The organism is Streptomyces sp. B93, assembly GCF_018070565.1.
Classification (GTDB): Bacteria; Actinomycetota; Actinomycetes; order Streptomycetales; family Streptomycetaceae; genus Streptomyces.
In genome coordinates this window covers 1-18,340 of sequence record NZ_JAGPXL010000078.1, presented here as the reverse complement: position 1 = coordinate 18,340, position 18,340 = coordinate 1, and the positions used below count along the sequence as shown (strand labels likewise).

General features: G+C 72.9%; 17 protein-coding genes. 3 read left to right on the top strand and 14 right to left on the bottom strand.

The genetic code is table 11. The features are described from left to right. The 12 genes from KBY47_RS34985 to KBY47_RS34930 form a co-directional block, all read right to left on the bottom strand. On the bottom strand, positions 1-1,006 hold a 1,006-nt coding region (locus KBY47_RS34985; RefSeq protein ID WP_210928483.1), incomplete at its 3' end, for an aliphatic sulfonate ABC transporter substrate-binding protein. Between the two features lie 209 nt (positions 1,007-1,215). Next, positions 1,216-2,550 (bottom strand): sulfate adenylyltransferase subunit 1, encoded by a 1,335-nt coding sequence (locus tag KBY47_RS34975; protein WP_210928481.1) that lies wholly within the window; start codon positions 2,548-2,550, stop codon positions 1,216-1,218. A gap of 2 nt (positions 2,551-2,552) precedes the next feature. Beyond that, the gene (cysD, locus tag KBY47_RS34970; RefSeq protein WP_210928478.1) at positions 2,553-3,488 is read right to left on the bottom strand and encodes a sulfate adenylyltransferase subunit CysD; all 936 of its coding nucleotides are present in this window, start codon (positions 3,486-3,488) and stop codon (positions 2,553-2,555) included. After that, positions 3,485-4,021 carry an adenylyl-sulfate kinase gene (gene cysC / locus KBY47_RS34965; RefSeq protein ID WP_210928476.1) on the bottom strand — a complete coding sequence of 179 codons (537 nt, stop codon included), beginning with the start codon at positions 4,019-4,021 and terminating at the stop codon, positions 3,485-3,487. Before cysC ends, cysD begins: the two co-directional genes overlap by 4 nt. Before the next feature lie 65 nt (positions 4,022-4,086). Continuing rightward, entirely contained in the window at positions 4,087-4,797 is a 711-nt protein-coding gene (locus tag KBY47_RS34960; protein WP_210928474.1) for a phosphoadenylyl-sulfate reductase, read from the bottom strand. Then, positions 4,794-4,973, bottom strand: coding sequence for a hypothetical protein (locus tag KBY47_RS34955; RefSeq protein ID WP_210928473.1), 180 nt, complete (start codon positions 4,971-4,973; stop codon positions 4,794-4,796). The genes KBY47_RS34960 and KBY47_RS34955 overlap by 4 nt, the downstream gene beginning before the upstream one ends. Further along, positions 4,970-6,667, bottom strand: coding sequence for a nitrite/sulfite reductase (locus tag KBY47_RS34950; RefSeq protein ID WP_210928470.1), 1,698 nt, complete (start codon positions 6,665-6,667; stop codon positions 4,970-4,972). Before KBY47_RS34950 ends, KBY47_RS34955 begins: the two co-directional genes overlap by 4 nt. A 178-nt stretch (positions 6,668-6,845) precedes the next feature. Further along, positions 6,846-6,929, bottom strand: a complete 84-nt coding sequence (locus KBY47_RS37455; RefSeq protein WP_310739661.1) for a putative leader peptide — start codon at positions 6,927-6,929, stop codon at positions 6,846-6,848. A gap of 136 nt (positions 6,930-7,065) precedes the next feature. Beyond that, positions 7,066-7,629 carry a GNAT family N-acetyltransferase gene (locus tag KBY47_RS34945; protein WP_210928467.1) on the bottom strand — a complete coding sequence of 188 codons (564 nt, stop codon included), beginning with the start codon at positions 7,627-7,629 and terminating at the stop codon, positions 7,066-7,068. A gap of 29 nt (positions 7,630-7,658) precedes the next feature. Next, positions 7,659-8,951: a hypothetical protein gene (locus KBY47_RS34940; protein WP_210928464.1), complete on the bottom strand. Its 1,293-nt coding sequence runs from the start codon at positions 8,949-8,951 to the stop codon at positions 7,659-7,661. A 744-nt stretch (positions 8,952-9,695) separates the two neighbouring features. Next, the gene (locus KBY47_RS34935) at positions 9,696-10,985 is read right to left on the bottom strand and encodes a GAF domain-containing protein (protein WP_210928461.1); all 1,290 of its coding nucleotides are present in this window, start codon (positions 10,983-10,985) and stop codon (positions 9,696-9,698) included. A 257-nt stretch (positions 10,986-11,242) separates the two neighbouring features. Beyond that, on the bottom strand, positions 11,243-12,877 hold the full coding sequence (locus tag KBY47_RS34930; RefSeq protein WP_210928459.1) for an acyl-CoA dehydrogenase family protein: 1,635 nt from the start codon (positions 12,875-12,877) through the stop codon (positions 11,243-11,245). Between the two features lie 120 nt (positions 12,878-12,997). On the opposite strand from KBY47_RS34930, the gene KBY47_RS34925 reads away from it, so the two are divergent. Beyond that, entirely contained in the window at positions 12,998-14,233 is a 1,236-nt protein-coding gene (locus KBY47_RS34925) for a YihY/virulence factor BrkB family protein (protein ID WP_374103149.1), read from the top strand. A gap of 29 nt (positions 14,234-14,262) precedes the next feature. Next, complete coding sequence (locus tag KBY47_RS34920) at positions 14,263-14,952, top strand: helix-turn-helix domain-containing protein (protein ID WP_210928458.1); 690 nt, start codon at positions 14,263-14,265, stop codon at positions 14,950-14,952. Here the strand turns inward: KBY47_RS34920 and KBY47_RS34915 are convergent. Beyond that, complete coding sequence (locus KBY47_RS34915; RefSeq protein ID WP_210928457.1) at positions 14,932-15,336, bottom strand: VOC family protein; 405 nt, start codon at positions 15,334-15,336, stop codon at positions 14,932-14,934. The genes KBY47_RS34920 and KBY47_RS34915 overlap by 21 nt on opposite strands. Before the next feature lie 201 nt (positions 15,337-15,537). Between KBY47_RS34915 and KBY47_RS34910 the strand changes: the two genes are divergently transcribed. Next, positions 15,538-16,284 carry a DUF4328 domain-containing protein gene (locus tag KBY47_RS34910; RefSeq protein WP_210928456.1) on the top strand — a complete coding sequence of 249 codons (747 nt, stop codon included), beginning with the start codon at positions 15,538-15,540 and terminating at the stop codon, positions 16,282-16,284. On the opposite strand, the gene KBY47_RS34905 is transcribed toward KBY47_RS34910, so the two are convergent. Further along, positions 16,237-17,826, bottom strand: a complete 1,590-nt coding sequence (locus KBY47_RS34905) for a carboxylesterase/lipase family protein (protein WP_210928454.1) — start codon at positions 17,824-17,826, stop codon at positions 16,237-16,239. The genes KBY47_RS34910 and KBY47_RS34905 overlap by 48 nt on opposite strands. Between the last annotated feature and the right edge of the window lie 514 nt (positions 17,827-18,340).

Below are 18,340 nucleotides of genomic sequence, written 5' to 3'. Positions count from 1 at the left end.
GCTGCTCCAGCAGTCCGGCCTTGACGGCGTGGTCGGCCTGGGCGTCGAGGGTGGCGGCCAGCGGGTCGTCGAGGAAGGTGATCGACTCCCACGCCGGATCGATGACCTCGGCGGGCAACGCCTTGCCGGTGTCCGCCGCGAGCTGGGCGTTGGCGGCGTCCTTCGCCCGCTCCGGGTTCTCCTGGATCCACCGGTTGGTCGCGACGGAGGCCCTCAGCACGGCCTCCACGGCCTTCGGGTGCTCCTTCAGGAAGCTCTGCGACACGATCACGTTCGTGATCACGAACTTCCCGTCCGGCCACAGGTCACCCTCGTCGAGGAGCACCTTCGCGCCCTCGGCGACCAGCTTGGACGCGGTCGGCTCCGGCACCCAGGCGCCGTCGATGGAACCGGACCGGTAGAGGTCGGGGGTGACCTTGTTGTCGGAGCGGACCACCGACACATCGCCCTTGCCGCTCTCCGCGTCGACCTTCCAGCCCTGCTCGGCGATCCAGTTGAGGAACGCCACGTCCTGCGTGTTGCCGAGCTGCGGGGTGGCGATCCGCTTGCCCTTGACGTCCCGCACCGAGGCGATCTTCTCCGGGTCGACGACCAGCTTCACCCCGCCCGAGGCCGAACCGGACACGATCCGCAGGTTCCTGCCGTCCGCCTTGGTGTAGCCGTTGACCGCCGGGGAGGGGCCGATCCACCCGATGTCGATGGAGCCGGAGTTCAGCGCCTCGATCTCGGACGGACCGGCGTTGAAGGTGGAGTACTCGGCCTTGGTCCCGCCCAGCTCCCGCTGGAACAGCCCCTCGTGACGGCCGACCAGCGCGGTCGCGTGGGTGAGGTTCCCGAAGTAGCCGATCCGCACCGAGTCGAGGCCGTCGACCTTGGGCGCCCCGGCGACGGCCTGCTCGGTGTCCTCCACGGCCTGGGAGCCGTAGCCGCAGGCCGCGGCCAGGGCCAGCAGCGGCAGTACGGCCAGCGCCACGAGGGCGCGACGGAGGGCGGAGGTGGCAGGCACGGGAGGTGTTCCTCTCGGTGGCCCGGCTCTCACGCCCTGGTCAGGTCGTGGCCGGGAGGTCGGCGGATGTGCGGGGAGCGGCGCGCATGCGGTGCGCGCGGGTCACCGCACACATCGGGCCACTCCGCCCTCCCCGCTGCCGAGGGCGCCGCTGCCGACGCGGCCGCCCTCCTTGGCGAACGTGGCGTAGTAGTCGGTGAGGTGCATGCTCAGAAGTCCCACCCGTCGTCCTCGGCCTCGTCCTTGACGGGCTCCGGGGAGGCGAAGGACTCTCCGACCATTCCGGCGGTGAGCGTGGTGCCGTCGTTGGGGTCGATCAGGATGAACGAGCCCGTGCGCCGCGAGTCGGCGTAGGAGTCGACCGGCAGCGGCTCGGCGGTGCGGATCTTCACCCGGCCGATGTCGTTGGCGACGAGCTGTCCCGGGTGCGGGTGCAGGGACAGGTCGTCGAGGGTGAGCCGGGACGGGATGTCCTTGACGATCGCCTTGACCGTGCGGGTGCCGTGCTTGATCAGCACCCGGTGTCCGACGGTCAGCGGCTGGTCGGCGACATGGCAGACCGTCGCCTCGACGTCCTGCGTGGTCGCGGGCGCGTCCTTGGTCGGCACGATCAGGTCGCCGCGGGAGATGTCGATGTCGTCGGCGAGGAGCAGGGTCACCGACTGCGGGGTCCAGGCGACGTCCACCGACTCGCCCAGCAGGTCGATCCCGGCGACGGTGGACGTACGGCCGGACGGCAGCACCGTCACCGGGTCGCCGACGCGGAACGTGCCCGCCGCGATCTGACCGGCGTAGCCCCGGTAGTCCGGGTGCTCGGCGGTCTGCGGCCGGATCACGTACTGCACGGGCAGCCGGGCGTGGCAGTGCGCCAGGTCATGGGCGACCGGCACGGTCTCCAGGTGCTCCAGCACGGTCGGACCGGCGTACCAGTCCATGACCGCCGACGGCTCCACCACGTTGTCCCCGGCCAGCGCCGAGATCGGGATGGCGGTGACCTCGGGGACGCCCAGTTCGGTCGCGTACGCCGTGAACTCCTCGGCGATGGCGGCGAACACGGACTCCTGGTAGTCGACGAGGTCCATCTTGTTGACGGCGAGCACGACGTGCGGGACGCGCAGCAGCGTGGCGATGGCGGCGTGGCGGCGGGTCTGCTCGACGACGCCGTTGCGGGCGTCGACGAGGATGACCGTCAGTTCGGCGGTCGAGGCGCCGGTGACCATGTTGCGGGTGTACTGCACATGGCCGGGGGTGTCGGCGAGGATGAACCGCCGGCGTGGGGTGGCGAAGTAGCGGTAGGCCACGTCGATGGTGATGCCCTGCTCCCGCTCGGCCCGCAGACCGTCCGTCAGCAGCGCGAGGTCCGGGCCCTCCTGGCCGCGGGACGCGGACGCGCGCTCCACGGCCTCCAACTGGTCGGCGAGGACCGACTTGGAGTCGTGCAGCAGCCGTCCCACGAGGGTGGACTTGCCGTCGTCGACGGAACCGGCGGTGGCGAACCGCAGCAGGGTGGTGGCCGAGAGTTCCTCGGTCGTCGTCGTGCTCATGCTTAGAAGTACCCCTCGCGCTTGCGGTCTTCCATCGCGGCCTCGGACAGCTTGTCGTCGGCCCGGGTGGCGCCCCGCTCGGTGAGGCGGGAGGCGGCGATCTCGGCGATCACCTTCTCGATGGTGTCGGCGTCGGAGTCGACCGCGCCGGTGCAGGACATGTCGCCCACGGTGCGGTAGCGGACCTGCCGCTTCTCCACCGTCTCGGACTCCTTCGGCCCGCCCCACTCACCGGCCGTGAGCCACATGCCGTCCCGGCGGAAGACCTCGCGGTAGTGGGCGTAGTAGATCTGGGGCAGTTCGATGCCCTCGCGGGCGATGTACTGCCAGACGTCGAGTTCGGTCCAGTTGGACAGGGGGAAGACGCGGACGTGTTCGCCGGGGGCGTGGCGGCCGTTGTAGAGGTTCCACAGCTCGGGGCGCTGGCGGCGCGGGTCCCACTGGGAGAACTCGTCGCGCAGGGAGAACACCCGTTCCTTGGCGCGTGCCTTCTCCTCGTCCCGGCGCCCGCCGCCGAAGACGGCGTCGAACTTCTCGTTCTGGATCTTCTCGGTGAGGGGGAGGGTCTGGAGGGGGTTGCGGGTGCCGTCGGGGCGTTCCTTGAGGATGCCGCGGTCGATGTAGTCCTGTACGGAGGCGACGTGCAGGCGCAGGCCGTGCTGTTCGACGGTGCGGTCGCGGTAGGCGAGGACCTCGGGGAAGTTGTGCCCGGTGTCCACGTGGAGGAGGGCGAAGGGGACGGGCGCGGGGGCGAAGGCCTTGAGCGCCAGGTGCAGCATGACGATGGAGTCCTTGCCGCCGGAGAACAGGATCACCGGCTTCTCGAACTCGCCCGCCACCTCACGGAAGATGTGGACCGCCTCGGACTCCAGCGCGTCCAGGTGGGAGAGGGTGTACGGGGTCCCCGTGCTCTCCTCGAGTGCGGCAACGGTCGTCATGCCAGTCCCCTTTCGCTGAGCAGGGTGTACACCGATGCCGCGGACTCCTGGACGGTCTGGTGCTGGGACTCGATGCGCAGGTCCGGTGTCTCGGGCTCCTCATACGGGTCGTCTACCCCCGTCAGCCCGGTCAGTTCGCCCGCGGCCTGCTTCGCGTACAGGCCCTTGACGTCCCGCTCGCTGCACACGTCGACCGGGGTGGCGACATGCACCTCGACGTACGGTGTGCCGCCCAGTTCGTGCCGCTTGCGCACCGCGTCACGGCTGTCGCCGTAGGGCGCGATCACCGGGACGAGGGCCTTGACGCCGTTGCGGGCGAGCAGTTCGGCGACGAAGCCGATGCGCTGCACGTTGGTGTGCCGGTCCTCGCGGCTGAAGCCGAGGCCCGCCGAGATGAACTCGCGGATCTCGTCGCCGTCGAGCACCTCGACCAGATGGCCCTCCTCGCGAAGTCTGCCCGCCAGCTCGTACGCGATGGTGGTCTTGCCGGCGCTCGGCAGACCCGTGAGCCAGACGGTGGCTCCGGTGGTCACGACATTCTCCTGGGGTGTCTCGGGGATCGGCTGAGGGGAATTGTTCACCTGCGCGGCGTCGGCGGTCATCCGTGCAGTCCGCACTCGGTCTTGGCCCGGCCCGCCCAGCGGCCCGCGCGCGCGTCCTCGCCCTCGAGGACCCGGCGGGTGCAGGGGGCGCAGCCGACGGAGGGGTAGCCGTCCATCAGCAGGGGGTTGCTGAGGACGCCGTGCTCGGCGATGTAGGCGTCCACATCGTCCTGGGTCCAGCGGGCGATGGGGGAGATCTTCACCATCCGCCGCTTCTCGTCCCAGCCGACGACCGGGGTGTTGGCCCGGGTCTCGGACTCGTCGCGGCGCAGCCCGGTCGCCCAGGCCTGGTAGCCCTTCAGGCCCTCCTCCAGCGGCTTGACCTTGCGCAGGAAGCAGCACAGGTCGGGGTCGCGGTCGTGCAGCCTGGGGCCGTACTCGGCATCCTGTTCGGCAACCGTCTGGCGGGGGGTGAGAGTGATGACGTTGACGTCCATCACGGCCTCGACCGCGTCCCGGGTGCCGATGGTCTCCTCGAAGTGGTAGCCCGTGTCGAGGAACACCACGTCGACGCCGGGCATGGCACGGGCGGCGAGATGGGCGACGACGGCGTCCTCCATGGAGGAGGTCACACAGAAGCGCTTGCCGAAGGTGTCCGCGGCCCACTGGAGGATCTCCAGCGCGGAGGCGTCCTCCAGGTCGCGGCCCGCCTGTTCGGCGAGCGCCCTCAGATCGTCGGTCGTCCGCTCTTCCTGAGCCGTCGTCATATGTCGTCCCCCTGTGTGGTCGTCTGCCGCAGTCCCTGGGCCAGCAGGCCGAGGAACTTCAGCTGGAAGGCGCGGTTGCACGCCGCGCACTCCCAGGCGCCGTGGCCCTGCTCCCCGGGTCGCAGGTCCTCCTCGCCGCAGTAGGGGCAGTAGAAGGGGGCGGCGCGCTCGCTCATGACAGGGCCTCCTCGGAGGCGCGGGCCGCCCAGGTGGCGAAGCGCTCGCCGTCCTGGCGTTCGGCCTGGTACCGCTTGAGGACGCGTTCGACGTAGTCGGGCAGTTCGTCGGAGGTGACCTTCAGACCGCGCACCTTGCGGCCGAACCCGGCCTCCAGGCCGAGCGCGCCGCCCAGGTGCACCTGGTAGCCCTCGACCTGCTCGCCGTTGGCGCCGAGGACCAGCTGGCCCTTGAGACCGATGTCCGCGACCTGGATACGGGCGCAGGCGTTCGGGCAGCCGTTGAGGTTGATGGTGATGGGCTCGTCGAAGTCCGGGATACGGCGCTCCAGCTCGTCGATGAGGGCGGCGCCGCGCGCCTTGGTCTCGACGATGGCGAGCTTGCAGTACTCGATGCCGGTGCAGGCCATGGTGCCGCGCCGGAACGCGGACGGCCGGACGGTGAGGTCCAGCGCCTCCAGTTCCTCCACCAGGGAGTCGACCTGGGCCTCCTCGACGTCGAGCACGATCATCTTCTGCTCGACGGTGGTGCGCAGGCGGCCCGAGCCATGGGCCTCCGCCAGCTCGGCGATCTTGGTGAGGGTGGCGCCGTCGACGCGGCCGACGCGCGGGGCGAAACCGACGTAGAAGCGGCCGTCCTGCTGCCGGTGCACACCGACGTGGTCGCGCCAGCGCTCCACGGGCTGGGCGGGGGCGGGGCCGTCGACGAGCTTGCGCTTGAGGTACTCGTCCTCCAGTACCTGACGGAACTTCTCCGCGCCCCAGTCGGCGACCAGGAACTTCAGGCGGGCGCGGTTGCGCAGCCGCCGGTAGCCGTAGTCGCGGAAGATGGAGATGACGCCCTCGTAGACGTCGGCGACCTCGTCCAGCGGCACCCAGGCGCCGAGCCGGACGCCGATCTTGGGGTTGGTGGAGAGACCGCCGCCGACCCACAGGTCGAAGCCGGGGCCGTGCTCGGGGTGGACGACACCGACGAAGGCGACGTCGTTGATCTCGTGGGCCACGTCGAGGAGCGGCGAGCCGGAGATCGCGGACTTGAACTTGCGGGGCAGGTTGGAGAACGCCTTGTTGCCGATGACGCGGCGCTGGATCTCCTCGATGGCCGGGGAGCCGTCGATGATCTCGTCGGCGGCGATCCCGGCGACCGGGGAGCCGAGGATCACCCGGGGCGTGTCACCGCAGGCCTCGGTGGTGGACAGGCCGACGGCCTCCAGCCGGTTCCAGATCTCGGGGACGTCCTCGATGCGGATCCAGTGGTACTGGATGTTCTGCCGGTCGGTGATGTCGGCGGTGCCCCGGGCGAACTCCTCGGAGATCTCGCCGATGACGCGCAGCTGCTGGGTGGTGAGGCGTCCGCCGTCGACGCGGACCCGCATCATGAAGTACTTGTCGTCCAGCTCCTCCGGCTCCAGGACGGCGGTCTTGCCGCCGTCGATGCCGGGCTTGCGCTGGGTGTAGAGGCCCCACCAGCGCATACGGCCGCGCAGGTCGTTGGGGTCGATGGAGTCGAAGCCACGCTTGGAGTAGATCGTCTCAATGCGTGTCCGCACATTGAGACCGTCGTCGTCCTTCTTGAACTGTTCGTTGCCGTTGAGCGGGGTGAAGTGACCCACGGCCCACTGACCCTCGCCGCGGTGCCGGCTCACCTTGCGGCGGGGAGTCGTGGCGGCAGGGTTCTGCGGGGTGGCGGCCATGGTGAATACGTCCTTCGGGACAATCGGAAGGTGTCGGCGCGGAGCGCCGTCCACCAGGGGTGGTGGTCGGGCGGCGGGCGGGAGGCTCAGACCTGCGCGTACGGGCGCACGGATGCATGCGTGCGCTACGTTGCGCGGGGAGGCTGGAAGCGAGTGTGTCGGCGGTGCTGCGTGGCTGTCAGCTCGCCGGACAGATGGCGCTGGACATGCGGCCGAGGTCGACGTGGCGTCGACTCACCAAGGCAATCCCAGTTCCAGGCATGGCGGAAGCGTGTCACGGCGATCTGGACACAGTCCAGCTTCGTCCACGATGCGGACATACTTGTCTCGCTAGGCAAGACAAGTATGTCGTTCGTCACATGATGCGCCCACGCCCTTGTCGACGCAGATCGGAGCGGCTAGGCGCCAGGCCAGGGCCCGGGGGAGGCCACCTCGGGCTCCTCCTCCACCTTGGTGTCGAAGAGCTTGAAACCCCGGCGCTGGTAGTTGGTCATGGCGTGCTCGCCGTCCTTGCTGCACGTGTGCAGCCACACCCGCTTGGTCCGCGCCCGGCCCGGCCAGCGGTCCGCGAGGTCCCAGGCGCGGGCGGTGCCGTACGACAGCAGATGGCCGCCGATACGGCGTCCCCGGAAGGCGGGGAGCAGCCCGAAGTAGATGATCTCCACGACCCCGTCGTCCTGCGGATCCAGTTCCACGTACCCGGCGGGCGTCCCCTGGTCGTAGGCCACCCAGGTCTCCACACCCGGCCGGGACAGGTACTCCCGCCACTCCGCGTAGCTCCAGCCGAGCCGGTCCACCCAGGCGATGTCCTGGCCCACCGAGGCGTACAGGAAGCGGCTGAACTCGGGCGAGGGCACCTCGGCGCGGACGATCCGCACATCGCCCTCGGGCGCGGCGGCGGGCAGGAGGTCGCCGGGGGCGGTCTGTTCCAGGGACCAGGTGGTCACGGGGATGTTCGTCATGCCGGACATCATGCGGGAAGGGGAACCGTCTACTCCAGCGAGCTGTCGATCGTGCTCAGCGGCAGCGAGAACAGCATCCGCCCCGACTGCGACCACACCTCGCCGGTCTCCTCCCACAGCGACAGCGACTGCGCGGACCCGCTCCAGCACAGGTACGTCTCGTCCGCCCCGCAGCGGGCCGTGTGGGTGCCGTCGGTGTCCTGCCGCCACAGCGAGCCGTGCGCCGCGGGCCCGTCGCTCGCCCGGGCCAGGTACCAGCGGGAGCGGACGGTCCCCGGCGCGCTGTACGACAGCACGCCCTGCACGTCGGCCATGCGCGTGGTGTACGCGGCGTCCGCGTCGGCCGTGCCGTCCCGGCCGGTGGCGAGGAGTCCGGCGCGGCCCGGGTCACCGCTGAAGGAGTAGCGCCACAGCCCGGTGGGCCGCTCGTCGTCCGCCCCCACCGGGCCGCTCGCGACCAGGCTGTCCGGCGCGGTGCTGCGGTCCAGGGACACGGCCGCGAAACGGGCCTCCGGCCCGCCGGTCAGCCGGTACGAGCCCACCGCGGGCAGCACGAAGCGGTCACCGTCCGCCGCGAAGCCGCCGGGGACCCGGCCGACCGCCTCGGCGTCGACGTCGGCGCGCTGGATGCGGTCGAGGTCACAGATGTACAGGGAGCGCCCGTCGTCGGCGGTGACCAGCAGCTTGTCCTCGTACCAGACCAGCCCGGAGAGATCGGAGCCGAGCGCCCGGTAGTCACGGCCGCCGTCGACCGGCACCACCAGCAGCGCCCAGGTGTACGTCAGCCGCTCCGGGTCGTTGGCGTCGACGAAGGCGACCCGGGCCCGGTCGTCGCCGTCCCCGGTCCCGCTCCAGCCGGAGAGGATCACCCGGTTCGCGCCCCAGCGGCCGTCGGCGTCCGCGTCCCCGGAGGTGGTGACCGCGCCGGCCCGCACCGCCCGGGTGTCGTCCTCGCCCCAGCAGTACGCGCGCGTGGCCGCCGGTTCCACGGGCAGCGCCCCGCGCTCGTCGGAGGTGCACTCGTCACCGGCGCGCAGCATGCGGTCGGCGTCCGCCAGTACGGCACCCACCCCGACCGACCCGCCCATCGACTCGGCCAGCCGGTCCAGCGAGTCCGGCGGCACCAGTTGCTCGGTCAGCCGCAGGGGGCCGGTGTCGGCGGCGGAGGTCAGCGGCTTGAGCGCGCCCGGGTCGTCGGCGACCGTCGCCTGGGAGGTGCTGATCAGCGTCGCCACGGCGGTCAGGGCGAACGCGGTCCCGGCCAGCCCGGCGCGCAGGGCACGGCCACGTCTGCGCCTGCGGTGTCTCCCGCGATACGTCATTCGTCCTCCCGACGCGTCAACTGCGTCCGCTGATCCGTACGTTGACCGAGAAGCGGATGAGGCGACCCCAGCCGATGCTACGGCAGCACCCCGCCACGGCGGACGAAGACCCGCAAATACCCGGGGGCGCGGTGGTGTGCGCCGGTACCCGGCCCGACCCGCGCGTCCGGGTTGCGGGGCGGGCTCGCCGCCCAACCCCTGGGCCCGGGGGCGGGTTTGCCCCCGGGCGGCCCGGGGGTTCCGGGCGGCGGCAGATCCTGACTTGCGGGGCAGGGCATCGCTTGAGCGGGGGGGCGCGGGTGGGGGACACGGGTAGTGGGGGCGCGGGTGCGGGGATGCGCTGGGGCGCGGGGATGCCGGGATGCGCGGGGATGCGGGGGTGCTCGGATCGCGGGGGCGTGGACGTGGGGGTGGCGGGATGCGCGGGCGCGAGGGTGCCGAATGCGGGGTTGTTCAGGGGCCCTCGTGCGGTCGTGCCGCAACCGGGCTCGCGCCCCCCGGTGTGCTCGTCCTCGTCCGCCCCGGACAGCCCCTGTGTCCTCCTGTCAGGCGGGCGGAACCAGCGCCGTTCGGGCGCGGAGGATCGCGGATGCGCGGACGTGGGGGTGCCGGGATGCGCGGGCGCGAGGGTGCCGCAATGAGGGGTTGCCCAGGGGGCCTCGTGCCGTCGTGTCGCAACCGGGCCGCCGCCCCCCCCGGTGTGCTCGTCCCCGTCCGGCCCCCGGACAGACCCCACGCCCCCCTTCAGGCAGGCGGCAGCATCGCCGTTCGGGCGCGGACGATCGCCGGGGCCGTTGAGTGGGGGAGGAGGTCGTTCGGGTCGTCGGGGAGGTGGAGTTCCACTCGGGCGGTGTCGCAGAAACGATACGGTCGGTGTTCCAGGAAGCCCCCGAGATACCGCCGTACCCGGGACATCTCCGCCCGCGCCGTCACCGTACGCGCCGGATCGCCGAACAGGTCCTCCGCGAGCTGTGCCGCGCTGCGCCCGGACCGGTGTTCGGCCAGCAGGAACAGCAACTCCGCGTGCCGTCGGCTCAGTTCGTGCGTCCAGGTGCCCGCGCCGTCGGCCACCGTCACCGACGGGTGGCGCGGCCGGGCCAGGTCCAGCACGATCCGCACCGCCGCCCGCTGCGGCTCGTCGGCGGGCCGCAGCAACCAGCCCCCCGCCAGCTGCTCCACCGAGCACGCCCCCAGCGTGGGCAGCCGGCACCGGCCCGCCGACAGCGACTTCGGCAGCGCGACCCGACGCGGGTACGGCATCCCCGTCACCCCCGCCGTCCACCCGTCCCGGTCGACCACCAGCGCCCGCCCCGCGATCCGGGCCAGCACCGGCGCGCCCACCGCCCGCAGCCGCTCCAACGACTCCAGATGCCGCTCCCGCAGCCGCGCCTCGGCCAGCTTCGCCACCGACCCCACCCACGCCAGGGTCGCCGGATGCATCGTCTCCAGCGGCCCGCTCACATCGACCACGCCGAGCAGCCGTCCGTCCCGCGGATCGTGCACCGGCGCCCCCGCACACGTCCACGACGTCTGCGACCGTACGAAGTGCTCCGAGGCGAACACCTGCACGGGCCGCCCCACCACCGCCGGGGTCCCCACCCCGTTGGTGCCGACCACGCTCTCCCGCCAGTCCGCGCCCAGCTGGAACCCCAGCCCGTCCGCCTTGCGCAGTACCGCGGGACTGCCCTCCCGCCACAGCACCCGCCCCTCCGCGTCCGCGACCACCATGATGTGGTGGGTGGCGTCCGCGACCGACACCAGCCCCTCCCGCAGCACCGGCAGCACATGCCGCAGCGGCGACAGCGTCCGCCGCCGCCGGACCTCCTCCGCGTCCAGCAGCCCCGACCGGACGTCGCGCTCCGGATCGACGCCGCCGCGCAGCACCCGCCCCCAGGACTCCTCGATCACGGGCCGCGGCGCCAGCCGCGCGCGCTGCCCGGTCAGCATCGCCTCGCGCACCTCGCTGAGCACCCGTGCCGCACGCGCCGTGTCGACGGCGGCGAGTTGCGTCACGTACAACGGCGACTTCGCCACGAGGATCCTCCCCCGGTATCCGGTTGTGCCCTGTCCTGATGATTCGTCCCATACTGCCGCCCGGCGCGGCGGAGGCGCACAGTCCGGTCACAGACACCACCAAGTTGCAACCCTCTGCAACCCTGGATAACAGGCCAACGCTGTTTGAAACTTGAGCAACGCCGCTCGTTCGGCGTCCGCGGCCTGCACGGGCCAGCTGGGCGGGGGTGGTGCCGTGTCGGCGCAGCACCACCCCCGCGAGCCGCCCGGAGCGCGATTCACGCCACCGGACGGGCCCGCTCCACCACCGACGCCAGATCCAGCGTGTGCGGCAGCGTCCCGAACGACGCGCCCCAGTCGCCGCCCAGCCGCGAGGCGCAGAACGCGTCGGCGACCTCCGGCGGCGCGAACCGCACCAGCAGCGACCCCTGGAGCACCAGCGCCAGCCGCTCCACCAGCCGCCGCGCCCGCGCCTCCACGCCCTCCAGATCGGCCAGTTCGGTCAGCAGGCCCTTGATCGCCGCGTCCAGCCGGTGATCCGCGCCCCGCGCCAGACCGATCTCCCGCAGACACGCGTCCAGCGCCGCCGGCTCCCGCTGGAGCGCCCGCAGCACGTCCAGCGCCTGGATGTTGCCCGCGCCCTCCCAGATGGAGTTCAGCGGCGACTCCCGCACCAGCCGGGGCAGCCCCGACTCCTCGACGTACCCGTTGCCGCCCAGACACTCGGCGGCCTCCACCGCCACCGGCGCGCACCGCTTGGTTACCCAGAACTTGGCGGCCGGGACCGCCAGCCGCAGCAGCGCCCGGTCCTGCTCGTCCCCGCTGTCGTACGCCGCCGCCAGCCGCAGCGCCAGCGTCGTCGCCGCCTCCGACTCCAGCGCGAGGTCGGCCAGCACATTGCGCATCAGCGGCTTGTCGAGGAGCTTCCCGCCGAACGCTTCCCGGTACGAGCAGTGGTGCACCGCCTGCGCCACCGCCTGCCGCATCAGACCCGCCGAGCCCAGCACACAGTCCAGCCGGGTCGCCGCGACCATCCCGATGATGGTCCGCACCCCGCGTCCCTCCGCGCCGACCCGGCGCGCCCACGTCCCGTCGAACTCGACCTCTGCGGAGGCGTTGGACCGGTTGCCCAGCTTGTCCTTCAGCCGCTGGATCAGGAACGTGTTGCGGGAGCCGTCCGCCAGTACCCGCGGCACCAGGAAGCAGGTGATCCCCTCCGGCGCCCGAGCCAGCACCAGGAAACCGTCCGACATCGGCGCCGAGCAGAACCACTTGTGCCCGGTCAGCTCGTACGCGCCGTCCTCCGCGAGCGGCCTCGCCACCGTCGTGTTCGCGCGTACGTCGCTGCCGCCCTGCTTCTCCGTCATGCCCATCCCGAACAGCGCCCCCGCCTTCAGGTGGGCGGGCCGCAGCTCACGGTCGTAGACCGTCGACGTGAGCCGGGGCTCCCACTCCGCGGCGAGGTCCGGGTCGGCGCGCAGCGCGGGCACCGCCGCGTGGGTCATCGACAGCGGGCAGCCGTTGCCCGCCTCCACCTGCGTCCACACCACGAACGCCGCCGCCCGCCGCACATGCCCGCCGGGCCGGGTCCAGGCGGACGTCAGGCCCGCCGAGACGCCCTTGCCGAGCAGCCGGTGCCAGGACGGGTGGAAATCGACCTCGTCGACGCGGTGGCCGTACCGGTCGTGGGTGCGCAGCCTCGGCGGATGCTCGTTGGCGAGCACCCCCCACTCCTGCACCTGCGCCGACCCGGACGTCCGCCCGAGCGCCGCCAGCTCGCTCCTCGCCTCCTCCAGCACGGCCGGGTCGACATGCCGCTCGACCGCCGCCACCAGCGCCCGGTCGGCGCTGTAGACGTCGTGGCCGACGAGCGGTGGGGGCTGATTGGTCACGGTGTGGGTGGTGCGTGCCATGTCCCGCAACCTACCCCGTGGTACGAGGAAGGCACCTGCGGGCCGCCGGGCCGCCATCCGTGCCGGTCCGGCGGGGGGTGAGGGATGAGGAGGGGCCCGCGCGGCGGATACCTTTGGCTCGTGCAGCCAGCAAGCGAACGACCCCCCGAGCGGCCCGCCGGTCCCCCCGGGCGGCCCACGGGGCCTTCTGACCGATCCGCCGCCCCCGCCGAGGGAGCGGCCGGTCTCACCGGGCATCCCACGGGGCGTCTCCACCGTGCCCGCGCGCTCTACCGGAACGTCTCCAAGCGCCGGACCGCCTGGCTGCTGCTGAAGGACACCGTCAACTCCTGCATCGAGTACCGCATCCTCGGCCTGGCCGCCGAGGCGGCGTTCTTCACCCTGCTGTCCGTGCCGCCGCTGCTGCTCAGCCTGATCGGCCTGCTCGGCTACGTCGACGACTGGACCGGCACCGACACCATCACCAGCCTGGAGACCAACCTCCTGGAGGCGTCCCGCACCGTCCTGTCCGACAAGGGCGTCCGACAGATCGCGCAGCCGATCCTCGACGACGTGATGAAGGGCGGACGGCCCGACGTCATCTCCATAGGGTTCCTGTTCGCCCTCTGGTCGGGCTCGCGCGCGGTGAACGTCTTCATCGACACCATCACCGTCATGTACGGCCTCGACGGCGTCCGCGGCATCGTCAAGACCCGCCTGGTGGCGTTCGCGCTGTTCGTCGCGGCCCTGCTGATCGGCTCGGTGGCGCTGCCGCTGATGGTCGCCGGCCCGGACGCCGTCGTACGGATCCTGCCCTGGTCGACGACGCTGGTCCAGGTCCTGTACTGGCCGGTCGTGCTCGTGCTGTCCGTCGCCTTCCTCACGACCCTCTACCACGTGTCGGTGCCGGTGCGCTCCCCGTGGATCGAGGACGTGCCGGGTGCCCTGGTCGCCCTCGGCATGTGGGTGCTCGGCAGCTTCCTGCTGCGCATCTACCTCAGCAACACGGTCGAGGGCGCCACCATCTACGGCTCCCTCGCCGCCGCCGTCGCCGTACTGCTGTGGATCGGTGTGTCCGCCTTCGCCGTGCTGGTCGGCGCCGCCGTCAACGCGGCCATCGACCGGGTCTGGCCCGCCGCCGCCACCGCGGCCGCCCGCGCCGCCAACGAACGCGTCCGGGAGGCGCAGGTCGCCGAGTACGTGGCCCGCGCGGCGGCCGCCCGCGAGACCGCCGACCCCGACGACCCCGACATGCCCTCCGAGTTCCCCGAACGCTGGTCGCGGTTCCTGCCCCCGGAGGACGTCACGGCCCGCTTCCGCACGCACGCGAAGACCACCCCGAAGAACGAGGGGGAGCAGGGGCCGCCGCGGGGCTGAGCCCCCCGAGGAGGGCGTAGCCTGGCGGCATGTACGCCGAACGCCCCGCGAGGCTGTCCGGCGCCGTCGTCTGGACGAACACCCCGTCCGGGACCGGCGCGGGGCGGGTCCTGCCGGACGGCTGCATGGACCTCCTCTGGCACGACGGCTCGCTGCTGGTCGCGGGACCGGACACGCGCGCGTACCTCACCGGCGGGCAGCCCAGCCACTGGGCGGGCGTGCGGTTCCCGCCCGGCTCGGCACCGACGTACCTCGGCGTCCCCGCCCACCTGCTGCGGGACCGGCGCGTCGCCCTCACCGACCTGTGGCCCGCCGCCCGGGTGCGCCGTCTGGCGGCGCGGGTGAACGCGGCGGCCGACCGGGCGAGCGCCCTGGAGGAGGTGGCCCTGGACATCGCCGCCGGGGCACCCGCCCCCGACCCGCTCCTCACCCGGGTCGTCGCCGCCCTGGACCAGGGCCGTCCCGTCGCCGCGACGGCCGACGAACTCGGCATCGGCGCCCGCCAGTTGCACCGCCGCAGCCTGGACGCCTTCGGCTACGGCCCCAAGACGCTGGCCCGGGTGCTGAGGCTGGGCCGCGCCCTCGCGCTGGCCCGCGCGGGCACCCCGTTCGCGGAGACGGCGACCCGCGCGGGCTACGCCGACCAGGCCCACCTCTCCCGCGACGTAAGGGACTTGACCGGGCTGCCGCTGGGCGGGCTACTCGGCCGTGGCGGATAGCGGCGCGAACAGGTCCACCCCGTTGCCGTCGGGGTCCAGCACCACGGCGTAGCGCTGCCCCCAGAAGGCGTCCCAGGGCTTCAGCTCACCGCGGTACCCGTCGCCGACGAGGCTGTCGTACAGGGCGTCCACCTCGCCGGGGGTGTCGCACCGCAGCGCCAGCGAGGCCCGCCCGCCGCCCTCGGGCGCCCGCCAGCCCGGGTGGAACGACCGCACGGTCTCCTCGGTGTCCAGCAGCAGCCGCACCCCGCCGCCCGCGTCCGCCTCCGCGTGCGGCTGCTCACCGGCGTCGTCGGGGAACGCGAACCCGAGCCGACGGTAGAAGGCGACGGCGGCGGCCATGTCCGTGACGACCAGGCCGATGGCATCGAATCGTGTACTCATGCCCGCCACGCTAGGCACCGCCCGGCACCCCGTCTTGAAGGTTTCGGACACCCCCGCCGAGCGCGCCCCGCCGGCCCCCGCCGACCGGCCACGACCTGCGGGATTCGCCATGGACCGCGGGCCTCGGCAGGGCATATCGTGGCGCCGCCGCGTGATCTTCGACGGCCCGTCTCAGCACACGCCCGTGGGGGGCTCCTCAGCATGCTCGACAACCACGACCCGCGCCCGCGTCCACCGCTGCCCGCCGGGGCGCCCGCGGCCTCGCTCGTCCCCCTGACCCTGGCGGTCGCCGGGCTGGCCCTCGTGGCGCTCTGCGACGTCGTCAGCCTGGTCGCCGGGGCCCGGCTCCGGTCGGTCATCGGCGGGGACGACGGCTTCCTCACCGCCGAACAGGCGGAGCTGGACGACGCGCTGTCCACCTACGGGCGGATCGGCACATTCCAGGGCTCGGCGTACCTCGTCTGCGTCGTCGCGTTCATCGTCTGGTTCTTCCTGATGCGCCGCAGCACCGGCCTCCTGGCGCCCGACGGGTTCAGCCGCGGCCGGGGGTGGGCGATCGGGGCCTGGGCCATCCCGCTGGCGAACCTCTGGATTCCGTACCGCATCGCCCTGGAGATGTGGGCGGCGGCCGGCCCGCTGCCCGTGCCGGGCCTGCGGAACCGGGTCAGCGTCTGGCCGGTCAACCTCTGGTGGGCGCTGTTCGCCCTCAGTTTCGTCCTCGAACGGTACGCCGGGAGGACGTACGAGGACGCCGAGACCCTCATGGAGATCAGATCGGCGGTGGCGACCTACATGACCACGGAGGTGGTGGACATCGCCGCCGCGGTGGCCGCCGCGTACTTCGCGGTCCGGCTGACCCTCATGCAGCGGCAGAAGGCGATCGCGGGCCCGTTCGCGCCCTCAGTGCCGCCGGTCGCCCGGGGCGCGGCGGAGACGCCGGACGACTGAGCGCAGTTCGACGGTCTCGGCGTCGGGGCGGTCGGTGTCCGCCGGCCCGGCGTCCGGCCCCCTGCCCTCCGACGTCCACAGGGCGAGTTCGCGGTCGCGTGGACCGTACGCGAGGCGGGGCCCGCCGTCGTCCGCCGCACCCCCGCCGAAGACCCGTACGGGATGGGCGGGACCCCAGCGCCGCCACCCCGGGTCGCCGTCCGTGGCGAACCGCACCCACGCCCGGTGCATCGACTCCGCCAGCTCCCGTGGGGCGCCCCGGCCCGCGAGCTTCGCCGACTCGGGGATCTCGCCGGTGTCGAAGACGAAACCGAGTTCCAGGGCGTGGCAGGCGCCCAGGCCGGGCAGCAGGGACGGCCAGGCGAACTCGTACACGTACGAGGCGTCCGCGCGGCCGTCGGCGAGCCGGTGCAGCGGCAGCCGCAGCAGGTGGTCGGTGACCATCTGGCCGACGATCTCGGCGGTACCGGCGTCGGGGCGCAGGGCGCGGTAGCCGCGCGGCACCTCGTGGCCGCAGCGGCAGCGGGCCATGGCACCGGCCAGCGCGACCGCGCCGAGCCGGTCGACCCGCTCCAGCAGCCCGCCGGGAACCAGCCACAGGCGGTACTCGTCCCGCGTCCAGCCCATCAGCAGCTCGACGCCCGGCGCCGCGCCGCCCTCCGCCAGCGCCTCCAGCGGGTCGCGAGGCACCAGGTCGCCGTCGACGACGATCCCGAACGACGGCCCGCCCAGCACCGGGCTGCTCAGCCGCCCCACCTCGGCCTGGGCGTGCAGCAGCAGTTCGCGGTCGACGGCGGCGAAGGCCTCCGCGGTCGCCGGGACCTTCAGCCGGTGGGCCATCCGGCGCACCATCCGCCGCACCTTGTCCCGGTCGGACGCCTCGGGCGCCCCGCTCTGGAGCACCGCCCGCCGCACCAGGCCCTGCGACTGCGGCGCGGCGAGTAGGGCGCCGGTGCTGATCGCCCCGGCCGACTGCCCGGCCAGCGTCACCCGGCCGGGATCGCCGCCGAACGCCCCGATGGACTCGTGCACCCAGGTCAGGGCGGCGAGCTGATCACGCAGCCCGGCGTTGGCCGGGGCGTCCGGGAACAGGCCGTAGCCCTCCACCCCCAGCCGGTAGTTGATCGACACCAGCACCACGCCGTCGCGTGCGAAGGGCCGTCCGTCATAGACGGGGACAGCTGACGAGCCCCTGGTCAGCGCGCCCCCGTGGAGCCAGACGAGCACCGGGAGCCGGGCACCCGGGCCGGGCTCGGGCGTCCAGACGTTGAGGTTGAGACAGTCCTCGCCGGGCACGACCGGGTCGGACAGATAGCGCTCGAAGGCCTCCGAGTACGGCGGTTTCGGCGGCGTCGGCCCGAAGTCGCGCGCGTCCCGCACGCCCTCCCAGGGCTCCGGCGGCACGGGTGGCCGGAAGCGGCGGGGACCGAAGGGCGGGGCCGCGTAGGGGATGCCCCGGAACACGGCCACGCCGCGCTCGTACCGGCCGCGCACCGCACCGTACGGGGTGTGGACCACGGGGTCCGTCAGGTCTGCCGTCATCCGTCCACCAGCCCTTCGCCGCGCTCGTGCACCATTCACCTCATTCACATCAGAGCATCACACCGCACAGATGTATTCCGGAGCATTCGGGCGCGGGGGGCGCACCCGGGCGCCGCGGGGTGGGCGCCGGGGCGGAGGGCCTGTGGAGGGCCTGTCACGGCGGGCCGACCGCCCCTCGCCCGCCTCGTCACGCCCGCCCGATTGTGCCCCTCGACCGCCCCGTCCAGGCCGGGCGACCGGCCCCGCCCGCCGGGTCCAGGCCGGGCGACTGCCCCGGCCCGTCCTGTCCGCGCCGGACGAGCCTTCGCCCGCCCGGTCACCGCCGGGCGACTGCCCTGCCTTGCCCGCTGGGTCCAGGCCGGGCGACAGCCCCCGCCTGTCCTGTCTGCGCCGGACGAGCCTTCGCCCGCCCGGTCACCGCCGGGCGACTGCCCTGCCTTGCCCGCTGGGTCCAGGCCGGGCGACAGCCCCCGCCTGTCCTGTCTGCGCCGGACGAGCCTTCGCCCGCCCGGTC